Origin of the sequence: Actinomyces sp. (assembly GCF_030530635.1) — a bacterium.
Classification (GTDB): domain Bacteria; phylum Actinomycetota; class Actinomycetes; order Actinomycetales; family Actinomycetaceae; genus Actinomyces.
Genome location: NZ_JAUMUL010000001.1, coordinates 33,508 through 58,394 on the forward strand (window position 1 = coordinate 33,508; position 24,887 = coordinate 58,394).

At 69.0% G+C, this 24,887-nt stretch carries 22 protein-coding genes; 19 read left to right on the plus strand and 3 right to left on the minus strand.

The annotated features are described in order from the left end of the window. The first annotated feature begins 144 nt into the window (after nt 1-144). The gene (locus tag Q4A20_RS00150; protein WP_303118723.1) at nt 145-969 is read left to right on the plus strand and encodes a MerR family transcriptional regulator; all 825 of its coding nucleotides are present in this window, start codon (nt 145-147) and stop codon (nt 967-969) included. A gap of 334 nt (nt 970-1,303) precedes the next feature. Here the strand turns inward: Q4A20_RS00150 and Q4A20_RS00155 are convergent, their stop codons facing one another. Next, a complete protein-coding gene (locus Q4A20_RS00155) occupies nt 1,304-3,304 on the minus strand; it encodes a solute carrier family 23 protein (protein ID WP_303118725.1) in 2,001 nt (666 codons plus the stop codon). Nucleotides 3,305-3,434: 130 nt separating this feature from the next. Here Q4A20_RS00155 and Q4A20_RS00160 point away from each other — a divergent pair, with 130 nt between their 5' ends. Next, nucleotides 3,435-4,661 carry an alpha/beta hydrolase fold domain-containing protein gene (locus Q4A20_RS00160; RefSeq protein WP_303118727.1) on the plus strand — a complete coding sequence of 409 codons (1,227 nt, stop codon included), beginning with the start codon at nt 3,435-3,437 and terminating at the stop codon, nt 4,659-4,661. Here the strand turns inward: Q4A20_RS00160 and Q4A20_RS00165 are convergent. Further along, nucleotides 4,648-5,379, minus strand: coding sequence for a FadR/GntR family transcriptional regulator (locus Q4A20_RS00165; RefSeq protein ID WP_303118730.1), 732 nt, complete (start codon nt 5,377-5,379; stop codon nt 4,648-4,650). The genes Q4A20_RS00160 and Q4A20_RS00165 overlap by 14 nt on opposite strands. A gap of 191 nt (nt 5,380-5,570) precedes the next feature. Between Q4A20_RS00165 and Q4A20_RS00170 the strand changes: the two genes are divergently transcribed. The 13 genes from Q4A20_RS00170 (at nt 5,571) to Q4A20_RS00230 (ending at nt 20,596) form a co-directional block, all read left to right on the plus strand. Next, nucleotides 5,571-7,199 carry an ABC transporter substrate-binding protein gene (locus Q4A20_RS00170; protein WP_303118731.1) on the plus strand — a complete coding sequence of 543 codons (1,629 nt, stop codon included), beginning with the start codon at nt 5,571-5,573 and terminating at the stop codon, nt 7,197-7,199. Nucleotides 7,200-7,435: 236 nt separating this feature from the next. Further along, nucleotides 7,436-8,401, plus strand: a complete 966-nt coding sequence (locus tag Q4A20_RS00175; RefSeq protein WP_303118734.1) for an ABC transporter permease — start codon at nt 7,436-7,438, stop codon at nt 8,399-8,401. Beyond that, complete coding sequence (locus Q4A20_RS00180) at nt 8,401-10,545, plus strand: dipeptide/oligopeptide/nickel ABC transporter permease/ATP-binding protein (RefSeq protein WP_303118736.1); 2,145 nt, start codon at nt 8,401-8,403, stop codon at nt 10,543-10,545. Before Q4A20_RS00175 ends, Q4A20_RS00180 begins: the two co-directional genes overlap by 1 nt. After that, nucleotides 10,545-11,369 carry an ATP-binding cassette domain-containing protein gene (locus tag Q4A20_RS00185; protein ID WP_303118739.1) on the plus strand — a complete coding sequence of 275 codons (825 nt, stop codon included), beginning with the start codon at nt 10,545-10,547 and terminating at the stop codon, nt 11,367-11,369. Before Q4A20_RS00180 ends, Q4A20_RS00185 begins: the two co-directional genes overlap by 1 nt. 46 nt (nt 11,370-11,415) lie before the next feature. Further along, complete coding sequence (locus tag Q4A20_RS00190) at nt 11,416-12,333, plus strand: dihydrodipicolinate synthase family protein (RefSeq protein WP_303118742.1); 918 nt, start codon at nt 11,416-11,418, stop codon at nt 12,331-12,333. Between the two features lies 1 nt (nt 12,334). Further along, nucleotides 12,335-13,360: an ROK family protein gene (locus Q4A20_RS00195; protein ID WP_303118744.1), complete on the plus strand. Its 1,026-nt coding sequence runs from the start codon at nt 12,335-12,337 to the stop codon at nt 13,358-13,360. Between the two features lie 15 nt (nt 13,361-13,375). Then, entirely contained in the window at nt 13,376-14,095 is a 720-nt protein-coding gene (locus Q4A20_RS00200) for an N-acetylmannosamine-6-phosphate 2-epimerase (RefSeq protein ID WP_303118747.1), read from the plus strand. Nucleotides 14,096-14,293: 198 nt separating this feature from the next. After that, complete coding sequence (locus Q4A20_RS00205; RefSeq protein ID WP_303118749.1) at nt 14,294-14,578, plus strand: HU family DNA-binding protein; 285 nt, start codon at nt 14,294-14,296, stop codon at nt 14,576-14,578. 219 nt (nt 14,579-14,797) lie between these two features. Further along, nucleotides 14,798-15,622 (plus strand): ABC transporter ATP-binding protein, encoded by an 825-nt coding sequence (locus Q4A20_RS00210; protein ID WP_303118751.1) that lies wholly within the window; start codon nt 14,798-14,800, stop codon nt 15,620-15,622. Further along, nucleotides 15,598-17,286 carry a transporter gene (locus Q4A20_RS00215; protein WP_303118754.1) on the plus strand — a complete coding sequence of 563 codons (1,689 nt, stop codon included), beginning with the start codon at nt 15,598-15,600 and terminating at the stop codon, nt 17,284-17,286. Before Q4A20_RS00210 ends, Q4A20_RS00215 begins: the two co-directional genes overlap by 25 nt. 204 nt (nt 17,287-17,490) lie before the next feature. After that, the gene (gene nagB / locus Q4A20_RS00220) at nt 17,491-18,228 is read left to right on the plus strand and encodes a glucosamine-6-phosphate deaminase (protein WP_303118756.1); all 738 of its coding nucleotides are present in this window, start codon (nt 17,491-17,493) and stop codon (nt 18,226-18,228) included. Nucleotides 18,229-18,401: 173 nt separating this feature from the next. Next, nucleotides 18,402-18,782 (plus strand): DUF3039 domain-containing protein, encoded by a 381-nt coding sequence (locus Q4A20_RS00225; RefSeq protein WP_303118758.1) that lies wholly within the window; start codon nt 18,402-18,404, stop codon nt 18,780-18,782. Next, nucleotides 18,779-20,596, plus strand: coding sequence for a DEAD/DEAH box helicase (locus Q4A20_RS00230; protein WP_303118761.1), 1,818 nt, complete (start codon nt 18,779-18,781; stop codon nt 20,594-20,596). The genes Q4A20_RS00225 and Q4A20_RS00230 overlap by 4 nt, the downstream gene beginning before the upstream one ends. Before the next feature lie 53 nt (nt 20,597-20,649). Here the strand turns inward: Q4A20_RS00230 and Q4A20_RS00235 are convergent, their stop codons facing one another. After that, on the minus strand, nt 20,650-22,044 hold the full coding sequence (locus Q4A20_RS00235; RefSeq protein WP_303118764.1) for a nicotinate phosphoribosyltransferase: 1,395 nt from the start codon (nt 22,042-22,044) through the stop codon (nt 20,650-20,652). A gap of 85 nt (nt 22,045-22,129) precedes the next feature. Between Q4A20_RS00235 and clpS the strand changes: the two genes are divergently transcribed. Genes clpS through Q4A20_RS00255 form a run of 4 tightly spaced genes read left to right on the plus strand, consistent with a single transcriptional unit; the run spans nt 22,130 to nt 24,885 of the window. Continuing rightward, nucleotides 22,130-22,531 (plus strand): ATP-dependent Clp protease adapter ClpS, encoded by a 402-nt coding sequence (gene clpS / locus Q4A20_RS00240; RefSeq protein WP_303118766.1) that lies wholly within the window; start codon nt 22,130-22,132, stop codon nt 22,529-22,531. After that, nucleotides 22,531-23,214, plus strand: coding sequence for a DUF2017 family protein (locus Q4A20_RS00245; RefSeq protein ID WP_303118770.1), 684 nt, complete (start codon nt 22,531-22,533; stop codon nt 23,212-23,214). Before clpS ends, Q4A20_RS00245 begins: the two co-directional genes overlap by 1 nt. Nucleotides 23,215-23,245: 31 nt before the next feature. After that, the gene (gene murI, locus Q4A20_RS00250; protein WP_303119010.1) at nt 23,246-24,088 is read left to right on the plus strand and encodes a glutamate racemase; all 843 of its coding nucleotides are present in this window, start codon (nt 23,246-23,248) and stop codon (nt 24,086-24,088) included. Further along, a complete protein-coding gene (locus tag Q4A20_RS00255; RefSeq protein ID WP_303118773.1) occupies nt 24,085-24,885 on the plus strand; it encodes an MBL fold metallo-hydrolase in 801 nt (266 codons plus the stop codon). The genes murI and Q4A20_RS00255 overlap by 4 nt, the downstream gene beginning before the upstream one ends. The last annotated feature ends 2 nt before the right edge of the window (nt 24,886-24,887 follow it).

The window sequence follows — 24,887 nt, forward strand, 5'->3', positions numbered from 1 at the left end:
CGGCGTCGGGTGGTCCACGCCCCTACGGCCTCCGCCCGGACTCTGTCGCGCGGCGCTAACCACGACTCGAGTTACAAGCACCGCGCTCACACCGACGACCCTTCGGGTTGACCCTGACACGGTGTGAGGGCCCATGGTGGAGCCATGGCCGAGACCACGAGCCTCATGACGATCGGCGAGTTCAGCTCATTGACTCGCCTGTCGGTACGCATGCTGCGCCACTACGACGCTCACGGCGTGCTCGTGCCCGCCGACGTCGACCCGTGGACGGGATACCGCCGCTATGCGCCGCATCAGCTGCGCGACGCCGTGGACATCCGGAACCTGCGCGATGTCGGGTTCGGCGTCTCCGCCATCTCCGCCCTGCTCGCCGCCCGCGGCACCCCGGCATGGTCGGCTGCGCTGGAGCTCCAGCGCGAGACCGTCATCGAGGAGACGCGCGCCGCCCAGGCTCGGCTGGCTCTCATCTCTCACCTCATCGAAGGAGAAACCAGCATGTCCATTACCGTCGAGCGCCGCACCATCGCGGCCATGACCATCGTATCCCTGCGCGACGTCATCCCGACCTACGCCGACGAGCATCTCCTCTGGGCCCGCATGATGCCCGAGATCACCCGGCAGGGCATCACGCCCATTGGTCCGTGTGGAGTGATCGAGCACGACGCCGAGTACACCGAGCACGACGTCGACGAGGAGATCTTCCTACCGGTCGCGTCCGGGACCACGGCCGGGGCGCCTTTACAGGTCCACGACCTTCCGGCTCGGGACTGCCTCGTGGCCCACGTCGTCGGGCCGTACGACCAGATCACCGGGGCCCATGACCGGCTGGCAACCCGAATCGCCGCCGAGGGACTGACGCCGCCGGCCGACGACTCCCTGGCGGGCAAGTCGTTCAACATCTACCTCACGACGCCGGACGCGGTTCCTGCCGACCAGCTCGTGACCGAGGTGTGCCTCCCGCTCGGCTGAGCGTGCAGTCGAACGACAGCGAAGCCCCTGGAGGGATTGCGGCAATCCGCCTCGCCGGTGAGACACCAGACGTGTACTTCAGCGGCGAGGTGGATCATCTTGGTGCAGAGCCCCACGCCCTGGGCCGGTCGGACCGCCTGAGAGTATGTCTAGGACGGCCCAAGTAGGCCCTGGCGCGGGTCGGACGACCGAACCGAAAACAGCTACACAGCCCAAACACCGCCCAACCTCCACACCCTCAGACCGGTAGAGCCGACAATTCCCCGCGTATAAGGCGCCGGCCGTCCCGCAGGGCAGATTCGACTCTCTGTACGACGTACCTCGTGGATGCCGCTCAGCCCAATTGCTCGAATTTGCGGGCCCAGGCCGAGCGGATCGGGTTGGCGTCGGCGATCATCACGTCGAAGCGCTCGTCGGCGATGTCGATCACCTCGCCCAGCGCCACCCGCGCCTCCCGGGCGGGGGAGGACTCCACCCGCTGCCAGCCGCGCGCCACCAGCTGGGCGCGGTTGGCCACCCGCGCCACGCACATCACCAGTGGACGCCCGAAACGCTCCCGGTAGGCGGCAGCCAGGCCGCGCAGCTCGGCGGCCTCGGCGTCGTCGAACTCCTCCAGGGCCAGGGAGGCCGTGTCCAGATGCGCCTGCCCCCCGTCCTCGCGCGAGAGCAGCAGGTCCACCACATCCGTGTACCCGGCCACCAGCGCCTCCTGCTCGGCGGGCGACGCTGCCAGAACCGCATCCTCCAGCGCCTGCCGCAGCCGCGACGTCGAGCCGAAGGGCCGCTGCTCCCAGGCGCGCTCCGCCGGCCAGGCGGCGCCGTCGTACAGCCCGCCCAGCGTGGCCACGAACTCCTCCCGGTCCATGGCGTTGACCTCCTCCAGACTCACCGTCCGCCCTGCGACGACGGCGACATCCTCGCTGCTTCGGCGACCCACATGGAAGAACAGCAGATTCAGCGCCACGGCCGAAAGCGCCCCGATGGTCACGCCCGAACCGAAGATGATCTGCAGCCAGGCGGGCATGCTCGCGGAGATGTCCGGCTTGAAGGTGACCAGCAGGGCCAGTCCGATCGACGTGGAGGCGATCACCGCGTTGCGGTTGTCGCGCAGGTCCACCTTCCCCAATGTCTGGATGCCAACCACCGCCACCGACGCGAACATGGCCAGGCTGGCCCCGCCGATAACCGGCGTCGGGATCGCGGCGACGACGGCGCCCGCCTTGGGAAGCAGCCCCAACGCGATCATGATCACCCCGGCCACCGTCACCACCCAGCGGGACTTGACCCGGGTCAGCCGTACCAGGCCCACGTTCTGGGCGAAGCAGGTGTAGGGGAAGGAGTTCAGCACCCCGCCCAGCAGGGTCGATAGCCCATCAGCGCGCAAGGCGGCGGCGATATGCGCCGGAGTGATGCGCTTTCCTACCACCTCACCGGTGGCGAAGACATCGCCGGTGGTCTCCACGGCGGTGACCGCCATGACGATCAGCATCGACAGGATCCCGGCGGCGGAGAACTGCGGGATGCCGAAGTAGAAGGGTGTGGTCACGCCCAGTGGTGCGGCTTGAGCGACCTCGGAGAAGTCCGCATCGCCTAGCGCCACGGCAACCGCGGTGGCCGCCACCAGGCCGATCAGCACCGAGATAGTCGCCATGAACCCCTTGAAGATGCGCTGCACCGCCACGATCAGCGCAATCGTCAGCACGGCGTAGCCCAACCCGCGCAAGGTGAGCGCGTTGACGGCGGCCGCGGAGACGCCGTCGGGGGCGTTGGCGCCCAGGGAGACGATGTCGCCGGCGGACACGCTCATCAGGGTGGTTCCCATGACGGTCAGTAGCGTGCCGGTCACCACCGGTGGGAAGAAGCGCAGCAGGCGCGCGAACCAGGGTGCGGCGATGAAGGTCAGGACGCCGGCGGCGATGATTGAGCCGTACATGGTGGGCAGCCCCGCCGTGCCGCCGGCCCCGCCCGAGGCGGCCATGCCGATGGCAATCAACGGAGAGACGGCGGTGAATGTCACGCCCTGGATCAGCGGCAACCGCACGCCGATCTTTGGGCCCAGGCCCGCCGACTGGATGATCGTGGCGATGCCGCAGGTCAGCAGATCGGCGTTGATCAGGTGAACGGTGGTCTCCGTATCGAGCCCCAGGCCCTGCGAGATCACCAGCGGCACGATGACGGCGCCGGCGTAGAAGGCCAGCACATGCTGGACGCCCAGGACCGCCAGGCGCCCGGCCGGCGGCACCTGGTCCACGGGGTGTTTGGCGGCGGGGGCTGCGGATGCTTCAGCGGCCGTGGAACGGGACGGTTGCGCGGCGGGGTGGGAGCCCAGGGCCATACGGATCTCCAATGCGCTCGGGAGTGGGTCGCCCCCATTGTTCCGGCACCGGCCACACGAGCGGAAATCGTGACCGCCGTGTGGGCATCCGGGGGGATTCAAGTCGCCTCGGCATGCGTACTCTCCGCCCATGACGTCGTCGCCGTGCCGCCCGCCCTACGAGCCCGCCACTGCGCTAGTGCTAGAGCGCATCAAGGCCGCCGGCGGACTTCCGCCGCTGAACGATGCCACGCTCGCCTCCCGTCGCATCCCGGTCGCTCAGCGCCGCGCCGCCTACCTGGCCGCCTGCCCGGACGTGCGCCTGCACGAGGAGGCTCTCACTCGCGACGACGGGACCACCATGGCCTTGACGGTGGTACTCCCGCCCGACGGCGTGGTGCAGCCCGGCGCCCCGCTACTGCTGTCCATCCACGGCGGCGGGCGGGTGATCGGCTGCCGCTTCGACGACCTGGCCGCCCCGACCGCCTGGGCGCGGCGCTTCGGCGGCGTCGTCCTCGCCCCGGAGTACCGCCTGGCGCCGGAGTACCCCGCACCGGCCGCGGGGGAGGACTGCCTGGCCGCGCTGACCTGGGCCGCCGAGCACGCCGCGGACTACGGGGCGGACCCGGGGCGCATCGTCGTCGTCGGGCCCAGCGGCGGCGGGGGACTGGCCGCCTGCCTGGCGCTGGCCGCCCGGGACCACGGCGGGCCCCGGGCGCTGGGCTACCTGCTCGACTACCCGATGCTGGATGACCGCACTGGACTTGCCGGCCCCGACGGCGCGGTGGAGCCGCCGTCGGCCCGCCAGTACCCCGACGACGGGCTGTGGCCGGCGCACTGGAACAACTGGGCCTGGGAGCAGATCCTCCCCGGTCGGCGTGGCGGAGCGGCGGTAAGCGCGTATGAGGCGGCCGGCCGTGCCGTCGACCGGCCGAGCGCCCTGGCCGGGCTACCACCGGTGTTCCTGTCCGTGGCTGCCGCAGAGACCTTCCGGGACGAGGTGGTCGCATTCGCCTCCGCCCTGTGGCGCGACGGCGGGGACTGCGAGCTGCATGTGTGGCCGGGAGCCACCCACGCCATGGAGTATGTGAATGTCACCTGGCTGCGTGACGGCCTGGAGGCGGCGCGGCTCTCGTGGTTCACCCGGCTACTGGCGCCGGAGGACCCGAGCGTCAACCTGGCGCGGGTGCTGGGGGAGGGGACCTTCCCGATCATTACGGCGGCTGCCCCGGACAGCGGGGCCGGCAGCGAACTCAACGGCGAACTCGATGATGAACTCGGGCGGCGCAGCCGTAACTTCTACCGATCTCGGTACGTAACTTCTACCGATCTCGGCGAGGGGGCGCGGGGAGAGGCGGCGGGGGTCAGGAGCGGGTGAGGGCGTTGACCAGGGGCTCGTAGTGGGCCACCACCGCCTCGCGGTAGGCCTCCGTATCTCCGGCGCGGGCCGCCTGCAGCATGGCCCGATGGGCATTGGCGGTCTTAACGATGTCCTCCGGGCGCGGGGCGTCGAGCATCGGGACCGTCAGCGTATGGATCGCCCAGAAGGCCTCCATCAGGTGCGCGAAGAGCTGATTCGGAACGGGGGCCAGCAGCTTCTGGTGAAAGCCGCGGTCCTGGTCGGTGAAGGTCTCCCCGCGTTCCGCCAGCGCCTCCATCTCATCCACCACCGCGTCGATCTCGGTGTCCTCGCGGCTCCGCCACGCCTCCACTACCTCTGCCGCGAGGGCGGAGTCGAGGGTACGGCGCACCTCCACGACCTCGCGCAGGCTGCGGTAATCGTCCCCCGGCTTGAGCAGGCCACGGAATACGAGGGACTCGACCATGGGGCGCATGGATACCTGCCCCACGAACATGCCGTGGCCATGACGCACCTCCACGATGTCCAAGGCGGCCAGCGTGCGCACGGCCTCCCGCACGGAGGAGCGGGAGACTCCCAGGGTCTCGCACAGCTGCGACTCGGTCGGCAGCGGGTCTCCAGGCTGCAGATGGGACTGCAGGATGTAGTCCTTGATGGAGTTCATGGCACTTGCGGTCTGCGTCGTCGCTTCGCTCGTGGAGGCGTAGGCGCCCCGCTTCATTTCCGCCACGGTCATCGTTCCTCACCCAGCTCCGGTTCCGGTGTTCTGCTTGTGCGCGGCGGCCCGGTCAGGGAGGATCGGGCCGTTTCCCAGGCCATCGTTACACATAATCCACAATCAATCCGGGGATTGATCAGATGTCCTATGAGATGCTACAGTCATAATACCAACGTCAGACAACAGACGTCCGACTTCAGGAGACATTCATGTCGCTCTCATCCCCCCACGCATCGCGTCGTGGCTTCATCCGCCTAACTTCCGCCATGGGGCTGGCCGCAGGTCTGACCGCAGCGCTCGCGGCATGCGGCGGTTCCAGCTCGAACAGTTCTTCGGCCGCGACGTCGGCCAATGATCCCGCCGCCAACGCGGCCGCCTCCGACTCCGACGGCGTGATCACTGCCGGCATCTCCTACGAGTTGGGTACCAACGGCTATGACCCGGTGACCACTACCGCGGCGCTCACCGTCGCGGCCAACTGGCACACGATGGAAGGATTGACTGAGCTGCACCCGGCCACCCGCGAGTGCTATGCGGCCCTCGGTGCCGATCTGCCCACAAAGGTGAATGACACCACCTACGAAGTGACATTGCGTGACGGTGCCAAGTTCTCCGACGGCACGGCCGTGACCGTCGATGACGTCGTCTTCTCCTTCGAGCGGGTCCTGGACCCGGCCAACAACTCCTTGTATGCCCAGTTCATCAGCTTCATCGACTCGGTGAAGAAGAAGGACGACACCACCGTTACGATCACCACCAAGCATCCCTATTCGCTCGTCGCCGAGCGCATCAGCGTGGTCAAGATCGTGCCCAAGGCCGCCGTCGAGGCCGACGCCGCCGCCTTCGACATGAACCCCGTCGGCTCGGGCCCCTACACCATGACCGACAACGGCGCCGCCTCCCAGACCATCGTGTTCGAGCGCAACGACAACTACAACGGCCCGCATCCGGCGCTGGCCAAGTCCATGACCTGGCAGATCCTTCCCGATGACACCACGCGGACCAATGCGATCACCTCCGGAACGGTGCAGGCGATCGACGCCGTGCCCGTGGCCAACCTGGCCACCATGCAGGCTCCGATCGCGGTCTCCGCGGAGCAGGGCTTCTCCCTGCTGTTCGCCATGTTCAACAACTCCCGGTTGTCAGATGTGAAGGCGCGGCAGGCGATTATGTACGCCCTTGACTACGAGAAGATCTGTGAGACCGGTATGGGGACGTTGGCCACCCCGGCGACCTCCTTTGTGCACAAGGAACACCCCGCCTACAAGCAGGCGAGCACCGTATACGCCTATGACGCCGACAAGGCGAAGTCTCTGCTGGCCGAGGCGGGTGTCACCTCCATTAACCTGCTGTGCTCCGACCATGGCTGGTTCGCCTCCGTGCGTCCCATCATTCGGGAGAACCTGGAGGCTCTGGGAATCACCGTCAACTATGACGAGAAGAAGTCCGCCGACGTCTATACCTTCATCGACTCCGCGCAGGGTGATTGGGACGTGGTGATCGCTCCCGGCGATCCCTCGGTCTTCGGTGCTGACGCGGACCTGCTCATGCGCTGGTGGTACTCGGGCGACACCTGGACCGACGGCCGCATGCACTGGAAGGGAACGGATTCCTACAACGCCATCCAGGCGGCGCTCGATGAGGCGGTGCAGTTGGACGGCGATGCACAGGTGGCCAAGTGGCAGGAGATCTTCGACATGATCGCCGCCGACGTCCCGCTGTATCCCATCTTCCACCGCAAGTCGCCGACCGCCTACGACTCGGAGGCGCTGGTCGGGTTCCAGCCGATCGCGCTGACCGGACTGTCCTTCGTCGATGTCGGCACGAAGGCGGAGTGAGAGTCGAGCATGTTCTGAATGCGGCGGCTTCGGCTGTCGCCGGCCCGGTGCGCGGCGTCGTGGCCACGGCTGCGGCGCCGCGCACCGTCGTTCGGAACGTCTTCCGGCACGCTTGACATCAGACGTCAGACAACCGATGATTGTCTTGGGTCGACACGGCAGCCGGCCCGAGGGCGCCCGTCCGACCCCCCACCGGGGTGCGGCCGGACGCGAGACCACAGCAAAGGAGCACACCCGTGTCCAACCTCCTCCGCCTGATCGGCAGACGCCTGGTGGCGCTGCCGATCATGGTGCTGGGCGTGACACTGCTCGTATTCGTCGTCATGTCGTTCTCCTCGGCCGATCCTGCGCGCCTGGCGCTGGGGGAGGCCGCCTCGGCGGAGGCGCTCGAGCAGTACCGTGAAGCCCACCACCTCAACGACCCGCTGCTGCAACGCTTCTGGGACTACCTGGTGGGTCTGGCACACGGCGACCTCGGCACCACCTTCACCGGCGTGAAGATCACCGACATGGTCGCCAACGCCTTCCCGATCACCCTGCAGCTGACCTTCATCGGCATCCTCCTGGCCGTCATCGCGGCCACCATCCTCGGGGTGATCGCGGCCCTGTACCGCGACGCCTGGCCGGACCAGCTAATCCGGGTGATCTCCATCCTGTGCCTGGCCACCCCCTCGTTCTGGCTCGCCCTGCTGCTGATCCAATGGTTCGGCGACATCCCCGGCGCCACCGGCACCTTCCCATCGGTGGTCACCCGATGGGTCTCCTTCGGTGAGGATCCCGGCGCCTACGTGAGGCAGATCTTCCTGCCCGCCCTGGCCGTGGCCGTACCCAACACCGGTACTCTCACCCGCGTGGTGCGCACCGCCATGGTCGAGGAGCTCGACCGCGACTACGTGCGCACCGCCATCGGCGCAGGCATCCCCAAGCACGTCGTCGTCGCTCGCAACGTGCTGCGCAACGCCCTGATCACCCCGCTCACGGTGCTCGGCCTGCGGCTCGGATACGCCATGGGCGGCGCCGTCGTAATCGAGATGATCTTCAACATTCAGGGGATGGGGCAGCTCATCTTCCAGGGCATCACCCGCAATGACGTCAACATCGTCCAGGGCGTGTCCATCACGGTGGCGCTGGCCTTCATCATCATCAACATCGTCGTTGACATGCTCTACGTGCTGGTCAACCCGAGGATCAGGAGCGTCTGATGCCACACCGTCGCACACTGGACAAGGTCTCCGCCCCAGGTCTGCGCTTCCAGGGCTGGCGGCGCCTGCCGCTCGGCTCCAAGATCGCCGTCCTAGTCCTGGCCGTCATCGCCCTGATGGCGATCTTCGCCCCGCTCGTGGCCCCCTACAACCCCGGCGCCACCGGTCTGGCATCGACACAGACCGTCACCCATGTGGAGGGCGTGGGCGACGTCGTCTCCTCCGACCCCGCCGTCGCGCCCTCCGCCGCGCACCTGTTCGGCACCGATGCCACCGGCCGCGACATCTTCTCCCGCGCCGTCTACGGGGCCCGAGTCTCCCTGGTGGTGGGCCTGAGCGCCACCGGCATCGCGCTGGCGCTGGCCGCCGTACTCGGTGCTGTGGCCGCCACCAGCCGCAAGTGGATCGGCGAGGTGGTCATGCGCGTGCTGGACGTGGTCATGTCCTTCCCCGGTATCGCGCTCGCGGCCGTGCTGGTTCTGGCCATGGCCGCCTCCGGAATGCCGATGGTGACGGTGATCATCGTCGCCACGGCGGTCGTCTACACCCCCCAACTGACCCGGGTGGTGCGCGCGAACATCCTGGCCCAGTTCGGAGAGGACTACGTGGCGGCCTCCAAGGTCATGGGGGCCCGGGTGCCCTGGATCCTGGCCAAGCACGTGGTGCGCAACTGCGTCGCACCGATCATGGTCTACGCCACCGTGCTGGTGGCCGATGCCATCGTCTTCGAGGCCTCGTTGTCCTTCATCGGCGCCGGCATCAAGGCGGTCAACACTCCCACCTGGGGCAATATGCTCTCCGAGGGCAAGGCCCTGCTGCTGAGCGGGCACTGGTGGCCGACCTTCTTCCCGGGGTTGATGATCCTGATAACCACCCTTTGCCTGAACATCCTGTCCGAGGGGCTGACGGACGCCATGGCCGCCCCACGCATCCGGTCCCAGGTGGACGTCGAGGCCGACGAGGAGGCCATGCAGACCCAGCAGGCCTGGGACGAGGCCGGCCACGCCGTGCGGAAGAACGCCGACGACGCTGCGGACGCCACTCCTGGCGGGCAGAAGAGTGCCCTGACCGGGGTTGTGGAGCCCGCCGCCGAGGAAGTGCCGCTGGCCGAGCGTCTGCAGGCACTGCGCACCGCCGAACTGGCCCGCCACGACCGGCTCGCCTACCCCACGCCCGAGGCCGCGCCCGTGCTGGAGGTGGAGGACCTCTCGATCGCCTTCCCCGCTCAGCACGGAGAGGTCAACATCGTCGACGGCGTGTCCTTCTCCGTGCGCCCCGGCGAGACCATGGGTCTGGTGGGGGAGTCCGGCTGCGGGAAGTCCATCACCTCCATGGCGGTCATGGGACTGCTGCCCCCCAGTGCACGCATCACCGGGCAGATCCGCTTCCAGGGCCGCAACCTGCTGGAACTGAGCCCCAAGGAGCACAACGCCCTGCGCGGCCACGAGATGAGCATGATCTACCAGGACGCCCTGTCCTCCTTGAACCCCTCCATGCTCATCCGCTCCCAGATGAAGCAGCTGACCTCGCGGGGCGGTACCCGCAGTGCCGAGGAGCTGCTCGAGCTGGTGGGTCTGGACCCGGTGCGCACGCTTAAGAGCTACCCGCACGAGCTGTCAGGCGGTCAGCGCCAACGCGTACTTATCGCCATGGCGCTCACCCGGGACCCCAGCCTGGTCATCGCCGACGAGCCCACCACCGCCCTGGATGTAACAGTCCAGAAGCAGGTCATCGACCTGCTCAACCAGCTGCGCGAGAAGCTCGGCTTCGCCATGGTCTTCGTCAGCCACGACCTGGCCCTGGTGGCCAAGGTCGCACACCGCATCACCGTCATGTATGCCGGGCAGGTCGTCGAGCAGGCCACAACCTCCGAACTGCTGAGCAACCCAGTGCACGAGTACACCCGCGGCCTGCTCGGGGCGGTGCTGTCCATCGAGGCCGGCTCCAAGCGTCTGCACCAGGTGCGCGGAACCGTGCCCAGCCCGCAGGAGTTCGTGGTCGGTGACCGCTTCGCCCCGCGTTCGTCCCGTCCGGACGTCGGCCTGAACACCCGGCCGGCGCTTAAGCCGGTAGCCGGCGCCGCCGACCACTACTACGCCATCACGCCCGAACTCGAGGCGATCCTCGCCCAGGAGGCCCACTGATGTCCACCGACAAGTACTCCGGCTGGAATCCCGAGACCGACCCGGTAATCGAGTTGCGCCACGCCCACGTCATCCACAAGTCCCGCACCGGCAAGCTCTTCCGGCCCGACACGGTCCACGCCGTCAACGACGTGTCCCTTACGGTCCGCCGTGGTCAGACGCTGGGGCTGGTGGGGGAGTCCGGCTGCGGGAAGTCCACCACTGCCCGCGTCATGACCGGCCTGCAGCCGCTGACCCGGGGCGAGGTCTACTTCAAGGGCCGCCGCCTCGGGCATGGTGCGGCCGATCGGCGGGCGCTGGGCCGCTCGGTGTCCGTGGTCTTCCAGGACCCGGCCACCGCCCTGAACCCGCGCATGATCGTGCACGACACGCTCATCGATCCGCTCAACGTCCACGGCATCGGCTCGCCCCGTGAGCGGGAGGCCAAGGTCCGCGACCTGCTGCACCTGGTGGGTTTGCCGCCCAGCGCCCTGGAGGTGCTGCCCCGCCAGATCTCCGGCGGCCAGCGTCAGCGGGTCGCCATCGCCCGGGCGCTGGCCCTGGACCCGGACATCATCGTCGCCGACGAACCCACCAGTGCCCTGGACGTGTCCGTGCGCGCCCAGGTCCTCAACCTGCTGCAGGACCTCAAGGCCGCCCTCGGCCTGGGGCTGGTGTTTATCAGCCACGACATCAACACGGTCCGCTACGTATCCGACTGCATCGCCGTCATGTACTTCGGGAAGATCCTGGAGCTGAACACCACCGCGGAGATCTTCGCCCACCCCGAGCAGGAGTACACCCGCACCCTGCTGGCCGCCGTGCCCTCTCTGCTCGACACCTGACCGCCCCACCGCCCGACCGCCACCCACCTATAAGGAACGTCATTACATGGACACCCGCTTCACCGGCGTCATTCCGCCGGTTGTCACCCCGTTCAAGCACGGCGAGATCGACCTGGAGTCCCTGGGTCGCGTCGTCGAGCACCTGATCTTCTCCGGCGTGCACGGTCTGTTCGTCGGCGGCTCCTCTGGGGAGGTCGCTTATCTGACCGATTCCCAGCGCGACACCGTCACCGCGGCGGTCGTCGAGAGTGCCGACGGGCGCGTGCCCGTACTGGCCGGCGCCATCGACACCACCTCCCGCCGGGTCATCGAGCAGGCCAGGCGGGCCGAGGGCCTCGGCGTGGACGCCATCGTGGCCACCTGCCCCTTCTACGCCATCAACGACACCTCCGAAACCGCCGAGCACTTCCGCGCCATTGCGGGCGCCATCGGTGTGCCCCTGCTGGCCTACGACGTTCCCGTACGCCTGAACGGCAAGAAGCTGGATCGGGATATGCTCGTGAGCCTGGGTGCGGAGGGGGTGCTGGCCGGAGTGAAGGACTCCTCCGGCGACGACGTCGCCTTCCGCCGCCTGGTGGTCGCCAACGCGGCCGCCGGTCACCCGCTGGCCCTGCTGACCGGTCATGAGTGTGTCGTAGACGGCATGCTGCTGTTGGGAGGCGACGGCTGCGTTCCCGGTTATGGCAATGTGGAGCCGCGCCCCTATGTGGAGATGTGGGGAGCCGCGCGCGCCGGGCGCTGGGAGGAGGTCCGTCGTATCCAGGACGGCCTGTGCGCCGGCTTCGAGATCGTCTTCGCCCCCCGCGGGCGCTCGGCGGACGCCACCGGTATCGGCGCCTTCAAGACGGTCATGGCGGCCCAGGGAACCATCGATACCAATGAGATGGCCTTCCCGGTTCGCGCCCTGGAGGGGGCGGCCCGCGACGACGTTCTGGCCATTGCCCGCACGCAGGGGCTGATCTGAGATGACCACCGCGCCCCGCAATGCGGGGTCCCCGCACACGGCCACGCAGCTGGTGGGTGTGGATGTGGGCGGGACCAAGATCGCCGCCGCGCCGGTGGCCGCAGACGGGAGACTGCTGGGGCCGGTTCGCCAGATGCCCACGCCCGCTCATTGCGGCCCGGATGTCATGCTTGATGCCATCGCCGAATTGATCGGCGGCGTCGTCGGAGCGGGCGGCGATTGCCCCGCGGCGAGCGCGCGGGACGGCGCGCTCGTGGTGGGCATCGGCTCGGCGGGTGTGATCGACTCCCAACGCGGCACGGTGCTGTCCGCCACCGACGCCATCTCCGCATGGAGCGGCACCGACATCGCCAAAGGCGTGGCCCGGCGCCTGGAGGCCGCTGGCCTGCACGGGCCGGACGGCGGGACGCCGCCGGTCTACGTCGACAACGACGTCAACGCCTACGCCGCCGGCGAGGCCTGGATCGGGGCCGGAGCGGGCGCGAGCGGCGCGCTGGTAGTGGCTGTTGGCACCGGGGTGGGCGGGGCGGTGATTCTGGATGGACGCGTGCACCACGGCGCGCACTTCCTGGCCGGTGAGATGGGACATATGCCCGCCGCCCTGGCTGCGGGGGAGCGGTGCACCTGCGGGCGGCCCGGGCACCTCGAGGCGGTGGCCGCCGGTCCGCAGATCGCCCGCCGCTACCGGGAGGCCACCGGTGCTCAGGACGTCACCGACGCCCTGACGGTGGAACACCTGGCAGTCGCCGGAGACCCCGCGGCCCGTCGGCTGTACCGTGAGGCCGCCATCGCCCTCGGGCAGGCGATCGCCGGCGTCGTCACCGTGCTCGACCCCGAGCGGGTGATCATCTCCGGTGGCCTGTCCCGCGCCGGTCGGCTGTGGTGGGAGCCGCTGCGCGAGACCGTGCGCCAGGAACTGGTCGCCCCGGTGGCGGATGCGCTCGAGTTGCGACCCGCCGTCCTGGGCACGACCGCGCCAATCGTCGGCGCCGCCCACGAGGCCGCCCTGCGCCACGCAGACGGTTGAGAGATTGCCGCCGCCATGAACCGCATCCCCACTAAGGAGGCATCCGTGTCCACCCTAGATCCGCTACTCGAACGCCTGCGCGGAGGTCTGATCGTCTCGGCGCAGGCATACCCCGGTGAGCCCATGCGCGACCCGCGCACCATGGACCAGATCGCCCAGGCCTGCGTGGCCGGCGGCGCCGACGGTATACGCGCCCAGGGCCTGGCAGACCTGAACCTGATCACCCAGCACGTGGACGTGCCGGTCATCGGCCTGTGGAAGGACGGCCATGAGGGCGTGTTCATCACCCCCACCCTCACCCATGCGATCGCGGTGGCCGCCACCGGCGCCGGGATCGTCGCCCTGGACGGCACCCGCAGGCCCCGGCCGGACGGGCTCAGCCTGGCGCAGACGATCACCGAGTTGAAGGCGGCCCGCCCGGGTGTACTGGTCATGGCGGACTGCGGCAGCCTGGACGATGCGCGCGCCGCCCAGGACGCCGGCGCAGACATTCTGGGGACCACCCTGGCCGGTTACACCGGTGAGCGGCCCAGGACCGCGGGGCCCGACGTCGAGCTGATCGACCAGATTGCGCCGATCGCCCGGGTGCCGCTCATCGTGGAGGGCCGGGTACACACCCCCGGCCAGGCCGCGCTGGCCATGGACCACGGAGCCTTCGCCGTCGTGGTCGGCACCGCCATTACTCATCCGGCGACCATCACCTCGTGGTTCGTCGACGCCGTCGCCGAGAAGTGACGGGAATGGTGGGGTCAATGTTGCGAATGTGCTCGATGTGTTTGATGTGAGCCACAAAATGGTACGCCACGCCGAGGAAAACGCCGTCGTATCTGACAAATCGCCCCATTTATGCATAGCGTTACGGCCAGCGGCACCGCTCTGGGGTGCCCAGCCGTCTTCAAGACGTACGACAATCACCTACCGAGAGGCAGTTACATGTCAATCAACCGCACCGAGCTCATCGCCGCCATTGCCGAGAAGGCCGGTCTGACCAAGACCGACGCCGACGCCTTCCTCGGCGCCTTCCAGGACGTTCTCGTCGAGAACGTCGCCAATGGTGAGGCCGTTAAGATCACGGGGCTGATGGGTGTCGAGCGCGTCGAGCGCGCCGCTCGTACCGGCCGCAACCCCCGCACCGGTGAGGAGATCGAGATTCCCGCCGGCTATGGCGTGAAGCTGACCGCCGGGTCCGCCCTGAAGAAGGCCGCCTCCGGCAAGTGACCTCCTAGGCACGCCTGGAGCACATGGGCTCGCCGACGGCGGCCCGCGGATCCTAGTTCGTAAGGCGCGTCGCCCCACCGGGCGGCGCGCCTTCGTAGCTCCCGCCGCCCGCCGCGAGCGGCACTTGTGATGCACCAAGACCGGCGGTTGATGCGCTCCGGTGCCGGATTCCTCCTGGCGGATGACCCGGAACAGGCGCGAGTCCAATATGCTCGCATCATGACCGTCCCGTCACCGTCCCCATCACCGCCAGTGCAGCCGGAAGCGCCGGCCATCCCTGGTCCCCGTCCCGCCCTGGTCCTCGATTCCCTGGCTAAGGCCTTCGGCCGGAAGACAGCCGTCAACCTGTTGTCCCTGTCCGTCCCCGTGGGTAGCGTCTACGGCATGGTCGGCCCGAACGGCGCCGGTAAGACCACCACCCTGTCCATGGCCACCGGGCTGCTGGTGCCCGACGCCGGGCGCGCGCTGGTGCACGGGGTGGACGTGTGGGCAGATCCGCGCCGCGCGAAGGTGCTGCTCGGCGTCCTGCCCGACGGATTGCGCACCTTCGATCGCCTGAGCGGACTCGAACTGGTCACCTATTCCGGTCTGCTGCGCGGCCTGGACCGTGACGTCGTCGTCCCTCGTGCCACCCAGCTCCTGCATGTCCTGGACCTATGGGATGCGGGCACCACACTGGTGGCCGACTACTCCGCCGGCATGCGCAAAAAAGTGCATCTGGCCTGCGCTCTGGTCCACTCGCCCAGCGTGCTGGTGCTGGACGAGCCCTTCGAGGCCGTCGATCCCATCTCCGCCAAAACGATACGGAAGATCCTCACCGACTTCGCCGCTTCTGGTGGAACCGTGGTCATCTCCAGTCACGTCATGGCCACCGTGCAGCGCCTGTGTACGCACGTGGCCATCATCGACCAGGGGCGTGTGGTGGCCGCGGGCACCACCGCCGAAGTGGCAGCGGGAGGCGACCTGGAGGACCGCTTCGCCCAACTCGTGGGAGCGCAGGCGTCGGGGGAGGAGCTGTCGTGGTTGCGACCCTCGTCCAGCTGAGATGGCGCATTACCCTGAACCTGCTGCGCACTAATCTCTGGGCGGCGATTGGACTGTTCCTTGGCACCATCTGCTCCGTGGGGATGCTCTGGCCGCTGCTCGGCCGCGCCATCGCCCTGGGGCAGGCCGCCGCCAGTACCGCTACTGTTGTGCTCGGAGCCGTTGGTGCCGCGGTTGTGATCGGCTGGACCGTGGTGCCTCTGATTTACTCCGGCATGGACTCCACCCTGGACCCGCGCGCCATGGCCGCCTGGGCCGCACCCTCATGGCGGCTGACGGTGGGGCTGGCCGTTGCCGGCGCCTGTGGAGTTCCCGGCATCCTTACGGGCCTGGCACTGCTTGTGCCCGCCCTCACCTGGGTGGCGAACGGGAACGCGGGCGCCGCGGTCCTTGCGGTTGTGCTTGCCCCCGCCGCGCTGGCGACCTGCGTGCTGCTGGGGCGCAGCGTCGTCGTCGGTATCGGGGCCGCCTCCTCCCGGCGCGGCCGCGACCTGCTAGCCGTTGTCGGCTTCTTCATAGTGATGGGGTTTGCCCTGCTGCCCTCCCTGGTCAATAACGTCTTGGACTCAGAACGGCTGGACCTCGGCGGTATTGCGGGAATCGCCAGGGTCCTGGGCCTGACTCCCTTCGGCTGGGCGCTGGTGGCCCCCGGGTACCTCGCCCAGGGGCAGGCGACGGCGGCGGTAGCGCTGGCTGTCGGCGCCCTGACGCTGCCCCTGGTATTGGCGCCCGTTTGGCACCGGGTTGTGGCCCGTGTCATGACCGGGCCCGCTCGCACGCGAGGACGTTCGCGTGCCTACACCGTCTCCCGCCACCCCGGGGGCGCGGAGGCTGCCGCGGTTGACGTGCTGCCGTGGCAGCGCCGCCTGGCGCATGTCAGTTCGGGCCCGACGGCGGCGGTTGCCGCGCGCTGCCTGCGCTACTGGCGCTCCGACCCCCGCTATCTGGTGCAGATGGCGACGGTTGTCATATTCGGGGTGCTGTTCGCCTTGGCGATATCCACCAACTACGACGCGGTGGGAACGAACGTCGACTTCACCCCGGGGCAGGCGCCGGGCGTGCTGTTCATCATCGGGCTGATCGTTGCCCTGATGTGCGGCTGGATGATTCACGACGACCTCGCCTTCGACTCCACGGCGCTGTGGACCCACGTTTCCGCGGGGCTGCCCGGGCGTAATGACCGCCTCGGGCGTGCGCTCGCGGTGGCCGTCTGGCAGCTGCCGCTACTGATCATCCTTCTCCTGGTCGGCGGCTGGTTAACCGGGAACTGGGTGCAGGTGCCCGCCTACCTGGGGGCGAGCCTGGGCGTGTACGGCGTCGCCCTGGCCTGGTCGAGTCTGACCAGCGTGCTGCTGCCCTACGAAACGAACCCGCCGGGGGAGAGCCCGATGAAGGCGCGCACCTCGGGCACCGCCTTCATCGCCGCGATCATGCAGCTTCTGGGAGTCTTCGTGATAGTGGTCGCCTGTTTGCCGGTCCTGGTGCCGCTGATCGCTGTAGTGGTGTGGGAGGGCTGGCACTGGGGCTGGCTGCTTTTGGTCGGCGGCCTATTGTGGGGTGGGGGAGCCGCCTGGGGCGGAACGATAGTGGGCGGGCGACTGCTGGACCAGCGCTACGTGCATGTACTAGCCACGATCCGCTCCTGGCCCGGACACGACGACTGACGCACCTCACCCCGGGAGCGATGCCTCGCGCCGAGACCGGCACTAACACCGGTGGCCCCTGTGGGAGAGGTCTTAAGGGCGAGCTCTTGCGATGAGTCGTTCCCTAAGGTCGTAGCATTGACGTGCGCCGTAGGCGCACCGCCCGTCGGTCTCCTGGATGGGGCCGTCAGGTCCGCTTCACCCAAGCAACATAAGGAACCAGTTATGGAGCTCGTCATCCTGGACACGGCCGAAGAGATCGCCTCACGCGCCGCCGATGTCATCGAATCCCTGCTCAAAGACAAGCCGAACGCCGTGCTCGGCACCGCCACCGGCTCCAGCCCCCTGCCCCTGTACGACGAACTCACCCGCCGCTGCTCCGAAGGACGCATCTCCTTCAAGAACGTCACCGGCTTCATGCTCGACGAGTACGTCGGCCTGCCCGAGGGACATCCGGAGCGTTACGCCACCTTCATGGAGCGCAACCTGCGCTCCCGGGTGGATATGGCCCCCGGAGCCCTGCACGGTCCCGACGCGCTCGCGGACGACCTGGAGCAGGCCTGCGCCGACTACGAGGCGCAGATGGCCGCCGCCGGCTACTGCGACCTGCAGATCCTCGGCATCGGCGCCGATGGGCACATCGGTTTCAACGAGCCCGGCGGCCCGCTGGACTCGGCCACCCACGTCGACGTGCTCACCGAGCAGACCCGCTCGGACAACGCCCGCTTCTTCGACGGCGACATCGACGCCGTCCCCACCCACTGCCTCACCCAGGGGCTCGGCACCATCATGAAGGCCCGCAAACTGGTCCTGATCGCGACCGGTGTCAACAAGGCGGAGGCCGTCGCTCACATGGCGGAGGGCGAGATGACCCCCGACTGGCCCGCCAGCGTCATGCAGAACCACCCCGACGCCCTCGTGCTCGTCGACAGGGCCGCCGCCGGTCTGCTCAAGCAGCACTGACACCACGGGCCGGGCGCGCCGGAAGGTGTAATCCCGGTGGGCCGCGGTCCGGATCGTGCTTGTTACGACCCCGGCCGGTGCGGGCGCGCTGCGGTCCGCACCGGTCCGGAAGGAGAGAGCCACCACAGGATCGGACCCCGGCGGCGATCTGACAGCGGCATACACTGGGACACATGCGTCAGCTCACCGTCAGGCCTCAGGCCAGCACAGATCCCGCCGGACCGGGTTCCCCCGGCGAGTCCGCGGGTGAGCCCGCGCAGTCCGTCGGCACAGCCGTCCTCGAGCGCGAGGAGTTGAAGTCCACCGACGACGGCGACGCGGACCGCTTCGCCCACTACGTGCGCAAGGACAAGATCGCCTCGGCGGCGGCAACCGGGCGCCCCGTCGTCGCCCTGTGCGGCAAGGTCTGGACGCCAGGACGCGACCCGTCGAAATACCCCGTGTGCCCCACCTGCAAGCAGATCTATGAGCAGATGCGCCCCGGCGGTAAAGGCGGCCAGGGCGGCTCCGGGCCCAAGCGCCCGCGTTTCCCGTTCGGACGAGGCGGTCGGTGACTTCCGCACGCCGCTCTCAGTCGCAGTACAATCCGACCCAACCCTCCATCTTCGCCGCGGAGAACCTCTCCCCGGCGTATCCGCAGCGCGCGGCCTGGGGAACCACGCGTCCGCTGCGAGCCTGGCAGGCGGCCGCCCTCAAGCAGTACCTGGAGGGCATGCCACGTGACTTTCTGGCCGTCGCCACCCCCGGAGCCGGCAAGACCACCTTCGCGCTGCGCATCGCCACCGAACTGCTCACCGCCGGTGACGTCCACAAGGTCACCGTCGTCTGCCCCACCGAACACTTGAAGTACCAGTGGGCCGAGGCCGCCGCGCGGGTGGGAATTCGCATCGACCCCTCCTACGCCAACTCCCAGGGGGCACTCGGCTCCCAGTTCGACGGCGTCGCCGTCACCTACGCGCAGGTGGCCGCCAACCCCAATCTGCACCGCGCCCGCACCGACCGCACCCGCACCCTGGTGATCCTCGACGAGATCCACCACGGCGGCGACGCCCGCTCCTGGGGGGACGCCATCCGGGAGGCCTTCACCCCCGCCCGCCGCCGCCTGTCTCTGACCGGCACACCCTTCCGCTCCGACGAGTCCCCGATCCCCTTCGTCACCTATACGGAGGAGGCGGGCGGCAGCAAGCGCTCCCGGGCCGACTACGCCTACGGTTACGCCGAGGCGCTGGCCGACGGCGTGGTGCGGCCGGTGATGTTCATGAGCTACTCGGGGCAGATGCATTGGCGCACCAAAGCCGGCGATGAGGTAGCCGCCCGGCTGGGTGAGCCATTGACCAAGGACATGGAGTCCCAGGCCTGGCGCACCGCCCTGGACCCGGGTGGGGAGTGGATCCCGGCGGTACTGGCGGCCGCCGATCAGCGGCTGACGGAGGTACGCCGTCAGGTCCCCGACGCCGGTGGCCTGGTGATCGCCTCCGACCAGAACTCCGCCCGCGCCTACGCCGCGCAGCTGCACGCCATTACCGGTCAGGCGCCCACGGTCGCCCTGTCGGACGACTCCGGCGCCTCCAGCCGCATTGAGGCCTTCGCCGCCTCTAAGGACCGCTGGCTGGTGGCGGTGCGCATGGTCTCCGAAGGCGTGGATGTGCCGCGTCTGGCCGTGGGCGTGTACGCCACCTCCGCCTCCACCCCACTGTTCTTCGCCCAGGCGATCGGCCGCTTTGTGCGGTCCCGCGCTAAGGGGGAGACGGCCAGCGTGTTCCTGCCCTCGGTGACCCCACTGCTGGCCCTGGCAGGGGAGATGGAGGCCGCCCGCGATCACGTGCTCGGCAAGCGGGGCGTGGAGGAGGACTCCCGCTTCGGCTCTCCGGAGGATCGGCTGCTCGCCGAGGCGAACAAGACCGAGAATGCCTCCGACGACCTGCTGGGCGGCTTCGAGGCCATGGAGTCCACCGCCGAGTTCGACCGGGTGCTGTTCGACGGCGGTGAGTTCGGTACCGGTGCCATGGTGGGCAGCCCCGAGGAGCAGGAGTACCTGGGCCTGCCCGGGCTGCTGGAGCCCGAGCAGGTCACTGCCCTGCTGCGGCAACGGCAGAACCAGCAGATCAAGCAGCAGAAGCGGCAGCAGGCGGCTGAGCAGCAGCGCCGCGCCAACTCCGGGGTTGATGACGCCCGTAGGCGAGCTGCTGCCCGGAAGGAGCTGTCCAAACTGGTGGGCGCCTGGGCGCGCCGCTCCGGGCAGCCCCACGGGGTGATTCACACCGAGCTGCGGCGCGTATGCGGCGGACCGGAAGTGGCCCAGGCCAGCACCGAGCAGATTGAGGGGCGCATTCAGACGCTGCGCCGCTGGTTCGTCGGGCGGCGCTGAACGCCTGCGTTCGCCACGGGGCGAAGCCGGCCTGGCCGGCGATCATTACCGGCTCAGCCGCGCAGAACCTGCCGTTCGTCGATGTCCACGTGGCGGGTGGGGATGGCCGGGTCGCCCTCGCTCAGGCGCCAGCCGTCGTAGGGCAGCTCGGCGCGCGCCACCTGGTGGCGTGCGGCGGCCGCCGCCAACGCGTCCGGGCCGCGGTGCTCTTCCACGATGACGCCGGCGCGCACCAGGTCCACCTGCAGCGGCCGGGCTTCGGCCTGCTCCAGGGCCGCCAGGGCATCGGCCTCGGAGCGTGCCGAGACAACCAGTTCCTCGGTGGCCGTGCCGGCGGCGTCCAGCACGCGGCCGGCCCACTTGCGTCCGCCGACGGTCGACTTGCCCCCGGTGGAGAACTTGGCGACCTCCTGCATCTCCCCAGCGGCATCGGCACGCTCGACGAGCTTGTACACCAGTGCCGCCGTCGGCCGGCCCGAACCGGTGACCAGCTTGGTGCCCACACCGTAGGAGTCCACCGGGGCCGCGCCCAGGGCGGCGATCGCATACTCGTCCAGGTCGTTGGTGACGGTGATCTTCGTCGTCGTCGCCCCCAGGGCGTCGAGCTGGGCGCGCACCTTGAAGGCCTCGGCGACCAGGTCGCCCGAGTCCAGGCGCACGGCCCCGAGCTCTCCGCCGCCGGCGCGGGCCGCCGCCACCGCCCGTGCCACGCCGCGCTCAATGTCATAGGTGTCCACCAGCACGGTGGTGCCCGGGCCGAGGCTGGCCACCTGGGAGGCGAAGGCCTCCTCCTCGGAGTCGTGCAGCAGGGTGAAGGAATGGGCGGAGGTGCCGAAGGTGGGTATTCCATAGCGCATGCCGGCCTCCAGGTCGCTAGTGCCCATGAATCCGCCGACCATGGCCGCCCGGGCCGCGGCCACCGCTGCGCACTCATGCGCCCGCCTGGCCCCGAACTCCACGCACGGGCGCCCGTGGGCGGCGATCGTCATGCGGGAGGCCGCCGCCGCCACCGCACAGTCGTAGTTGTAGATCGACAGGGCCAGCGTCTCCAGGATGCAGGCCTCGGCGAAGGTTCCCTCCACAGTCAGCAGCGGAGAACCGGAGAAATAGCACTCGCCCTCGGCGTAGCCGCGGATCGTCCCGGAGAACCGGTAGGAGCGCAGGAAGTCGATGGTGTCGTCGTCGACGATGCCGGCGCAGTGAAGATAGTCGATCTGGGCGTCAGTAAAGGTGAAGGCCTCAATGGCATCCAGCAGCCGTCCGACCCCGGCGACCACACCGAAGCGCCGAGAGGCGGGCAGAGTCCGGCCGAATAGTTCGAAAACGCTGTTGCGCTCGGCGACGCCCGCGTGCAGCGCGGCCTGCAGCATGGTCAACTCGTACATGTCCGTGAGCAGTGCTGTGCTGGAGGCGGCCGATGCCGGGACCCGCCGAAGGTTGGCTGTCATGACAGCCAACGTACCGCAGGTGGACCCGTGACGAAACCGGCCCGCTCCGCACTCACCGCGGGAACCGATCATTTACGCTGGATGCATGCCCTCCGCAGCACAGGTCGACACCGCCGCCCTCCCCGGGGCGGAGACACTGACGGACACCCATGCCGCATCCCTGCGGCTGTGGTGCACGGTGGTCCATGACGACCCCGTCAACACAATGGACTACGTCACCTGGGTCTTCCACACCTACTTCGGTTTCCCCATTCCCCTCGCTCGCCACCGCATGCTGCAGGTGCACACCACCGGCCGGGCCGTGGTCTCGCGTGGTGCCCGCGAACGTATGGAGGTGGACGTCACCGCCATGCATACCTACGGTCTGCACGCCACCATCGAACCGCTTGCCGATGACGATGGCGCCCCCGGAGGGGGTGCGGACGGTGGGGCGTCGCCCGCCGGCGGCCCGCACGGTCCCGGGGTCAGTGGCCCGGGGGGTGTCTGATGCGCGGATTCCGGCCCGACGCCGAGGGCTGGTCCTCCAGCCTGGAACCCTGGGAGCGGGAGTACCTGGCCGGCCTGTTCAAGCAGATCGCTGATCTGCTCGGTGCCGCGGGTCCAGCCGATGTTGATTCCGAGTCCACCGGAACGACTGGCGGCACCACGGCCCGATCGGGTGAGAGCCTCCGGGACGGCGAAGTGCTGGCCGCCCTCGACTTCGATTCCGAGGCGGCCCGGGCCGCGCCGCCGTCACTCCCGGTCCCCGTCGCGCTGGCCCCACTGTTGGACGTGCTCCTTCCCGACGCCTCCGAGGACCCTGACGTCGCCGTCGAGATCGCCGCACTCACACGCGAACGTCTGCGCGTGGACAAGCGCTCCCGCCTGGAGGATGTGGTCTACGAACTGCTCGAGCCGACCGGGGCCGGCGGTGCCGTCCTCGTGCCCGTCGGCAGGGAGGATCGTTGGCTGGGGGCTCTCAACGATGCGCGCCTCGTGCTTGCCGAGCGTTTGCAGATCGACTCTCCCGAGGCCGCCGAAAGGGTTCATGCCGTCGCCTGGGATGAGGCGCCGCCCGATGAGGGAGAGACCGCTCGCTGGAGTCGGACCATGGCCCTGTCCTACGACATGCTGTCCTGGTGGCAGGAATCACTGGTAGCCGCGCTATTGAATGCGGAGGGCTCCGCATAGTCTCGGCGCTGTGAATGATGCGGCCATCGGGATGTTCGACTCCGGCGTCGGTGGTTTGACCGTGGCCCGTGCGGTCCTGGACCAGCTGCCGGGGGAGCGGCTGCTTTACATCGGTGACACGTCCAATACCCCCTACGGTCCCCGTCCGGTGCAGGAAGTGCGTCGCCTGGCCCTGAATGTCATGGACGAACTGGTCGACTCCGGTGTGAAGATGCTGGTGATCGCCTGCAACACGGCCTCCGCTGCCGTACTGCACGACGCTCGCAGTCGCTACACCCGCGGCAAGGGCGTGCCCGTGGTGGAGGTCATCCACCCGGCGGCCCGCGCCGCCGCCCGGGTCACCCGCAACGGGAGGATCGGCCTGATCGCCACCCAGGGCACGGTCGACTCCCACGCCTACGCCGACGCCCTGTCCGCCGTCCCCGGCATCAGCCTGTTCTCCCAGCCCTGTCCACGGTTCGTCGAACTGGCCGAGTCCGGCACCACCACCGGTCCGGAGGTCATGGCCACCGCCGAGGAGAGCCTGGCCCCTGTTAAGGCGGCCGGCGTCGACACCCTGATCCTTGGCTGCACCCACTACCCGCTGCTGGCCGGACCCATCTCATACGTGATGGGGGAGGAGGTAACTCTGGTGACCTCTTCCCAGGAGACCGCTAAGGACGTGTACCGAGAGCTTGCCCGCCGCAACCTGCTGCGCGCCCCCGGCGCCCCGGCGCCGGGGCATGAGTTCCGCTCCACCGGCGACCCGGATTCCTTCTCCGTGCTCGCCCGCCGCTTTCTGGGACCCGAGGTCGGCCATGTCCGCCGGGCCGAGCCCGCCGCCCCGTCGTCAGCCCCCGCCCCCATCCCCGATACGAGCGAGGATCCCTTATGAAGCTCACCATCATCGGCTGTACCGGTTCCATGTCCGGCCCCGACGCCGTCGCCTCCTCCTACCTGGTGCAGGCCGACGACGCTGCCGGGCGCACCTGGTCGGTCGTGCTTGACTTCGGCCCCGGCGCCATGGGCCAACTGCTGCGCTATCTGGACCCGGCCGAACTGGATGCCATCGCCATCTCCCACTGCCACGCCGACCATATGGTCGACCTGGTGGGCATGCACGTCTTCCGCCGTTGGAACCCGGCCGGCAGCCTGGACCCCGTGCTCACGCTCGGGCCACGCGAGCTGCTTGCCCGCCTCAACGGCGTGGACGGCACGCCCGTGCAGGAGACCTACGCCACCGAGTTCTCCTTCCGTACCGCGGCCGCGGGGGAGATGGTGCGGGTAGGTCCGCTGACCATCACCCCCTACCCGGCGCTGCACCCGGTGGACGCCTTCGGCTATCGGATCGAGGGGCCTGGGTGCGACGGCGGGCGTGTCAGTATGGCCTTCACCGGTGACACAGACCTATGTGAGGGCATTGAGGCGATGGCCGACGGCGTCGACCTGCTGCTGTCTGAGGCGGCGTTCCTGGAGGGGCGAGACGCCGCGCGTGGCATTCACCTGACCGGCCGCCGCGCCGGGCAATTGGCAGCCGGCACGAGTGGACGGGGTGGGCGACGTCGTGTCGGGCGGCTCGTCCTGACCCACATCCAGCCCTGGACGGACGTCACCGCCCCGCTGACCGAGGCCGCCGCCGTCTACGACGGTCCTTTGGCGGCGGCGACGCCCGGCGCCAGCTGGGAGATCTGAGC

Coding starts and splice junctions, on each gene's coding strand:
- Q4A20_RS00150 (WP_303118723.1), top strand. CDS start 145: ATGGCCGAGACCACGAGCCTCATGACGATCGGCGAGTTCAGCTCATTG.
- Q4A20_RS00190 (WP_303118742.1), top strand. CDS start 11,416: ATGGACACCCGCTTCACCGGCGTCATTCCGCCGGTTGTCACCCCGTTC.
- Q4A20_RS00255 (WP_303118773.1), top strand. CDS start 24,085: ATGAAGCTCACCATCATCGGCTGTACCGGTTCCATGTCCGGCCCCGAC.
- clpS (WP_303118766.1), top strand. CDS start 22,130: ATGCCCTCCGCAGCACAGGTCGACACCGCCGCCCTCCCCGGGGCGGAG.
- Q4A20_RS00185 (WP_303118739.1), top strand. CDS start 10,545: ATGTCCACCGACAAGTACTCCGGCTGGAATCCCGAGACCGACCCGGTA.
- Q4A20_RS00245 (WP_303118770.1), top strand. CDS start 22,531: ATGCGCGGATTCCGGCCCGACGCCGAGGGCTGGTCCTCCAGCCTGGAA.
- Q4A20_RS00200 (WP_303118747.1), top strand. CDS start 13,376: ATGAACCGCATCCCCACTAAGGAGGCATCCGTGTCCACCCTAGATCCG.
- nagB (WP_303118756.1), top strand. CDS start 17,491: ATGGAGCTCGTCATCCTGGACACGGCCGAAGAGATCGCCTCACGCGCC.
- murI (WP_303119010.1), top strand. CDS start 23,246: ATGTTCGACTCCGGCGTCGGTGGTTTGACCGTGGCCCGTGCGGTCCTG.
- Q4A20_RS00155 (WP_303118725.1), bottom strand. CDS start 3,304: ATGGCCCTGGGCTCCCACCCCGCCGCGCAACCGTCCCGTTCCACGGCC.
- Q4A20_RS00160 (WP_303118727.1), top strand. CDS start 3,435: ATGACGTCGTCGCCGTGCCGCCCGCCCTACGAGCCCGCCACTGCGCTA.
- Q4A20_RS00195 (WP_303118744.1), top strand. CDS start 12,335: ATGACCACCGCGCCCCGCAATGCGGGGTCCCCGCACACGGCCACGCAG.
- Q4A20_RS00165 (WP_303118730.1), bottom strand. CDS start 5,379: ATGACCGTGGCGGAAATGAAGCGGGGCGCCTACGCCTCCACGAGCGAA.
- Q4A20_RS00205 (WP_303118749.1), top strand. CDS start 14,294: ATGTCAATCAACCGCACCGAGCTCATCGCCGCCATTGCCGAGAAGGCC.
- Q4A20_RS00180 (WP_303118736.1), top strand. CDS start 8,401: ATGCCACACCGTCGCACACTGGACAAGGTCTCCGCCCCAGGTCTGCGC.
- Q4A20_RS00235 (WP_303118764.1), bottom strand. CDS start 22,044: ATGACAGCCAACCTTCGGCGGGTCCCGGCATCGGCCGCCTCCAGCACA.
- Q4A20_RS00170 (WP_303118731.1), top strand. CDS start 5,571: ATGTCGCTCTCATCCCCCCACGCATCGCGTCGTGGCTTCATCCGCCTA.
- Q4A20_RS00225 (WP_303118758.1), top strand. CDS start 18,402: ATGCGTCAGCTCACCGTCAGGCCTCAGGCCAGCACAGATCCCGCCGGA.
- Q4A20_RS00210 (WP_303118751.1), top strand. CDS start 14,798: ATGACCGTCCCGTCACCGTCCCCATCACCGCCAGTGCAGCCGGAAGCG.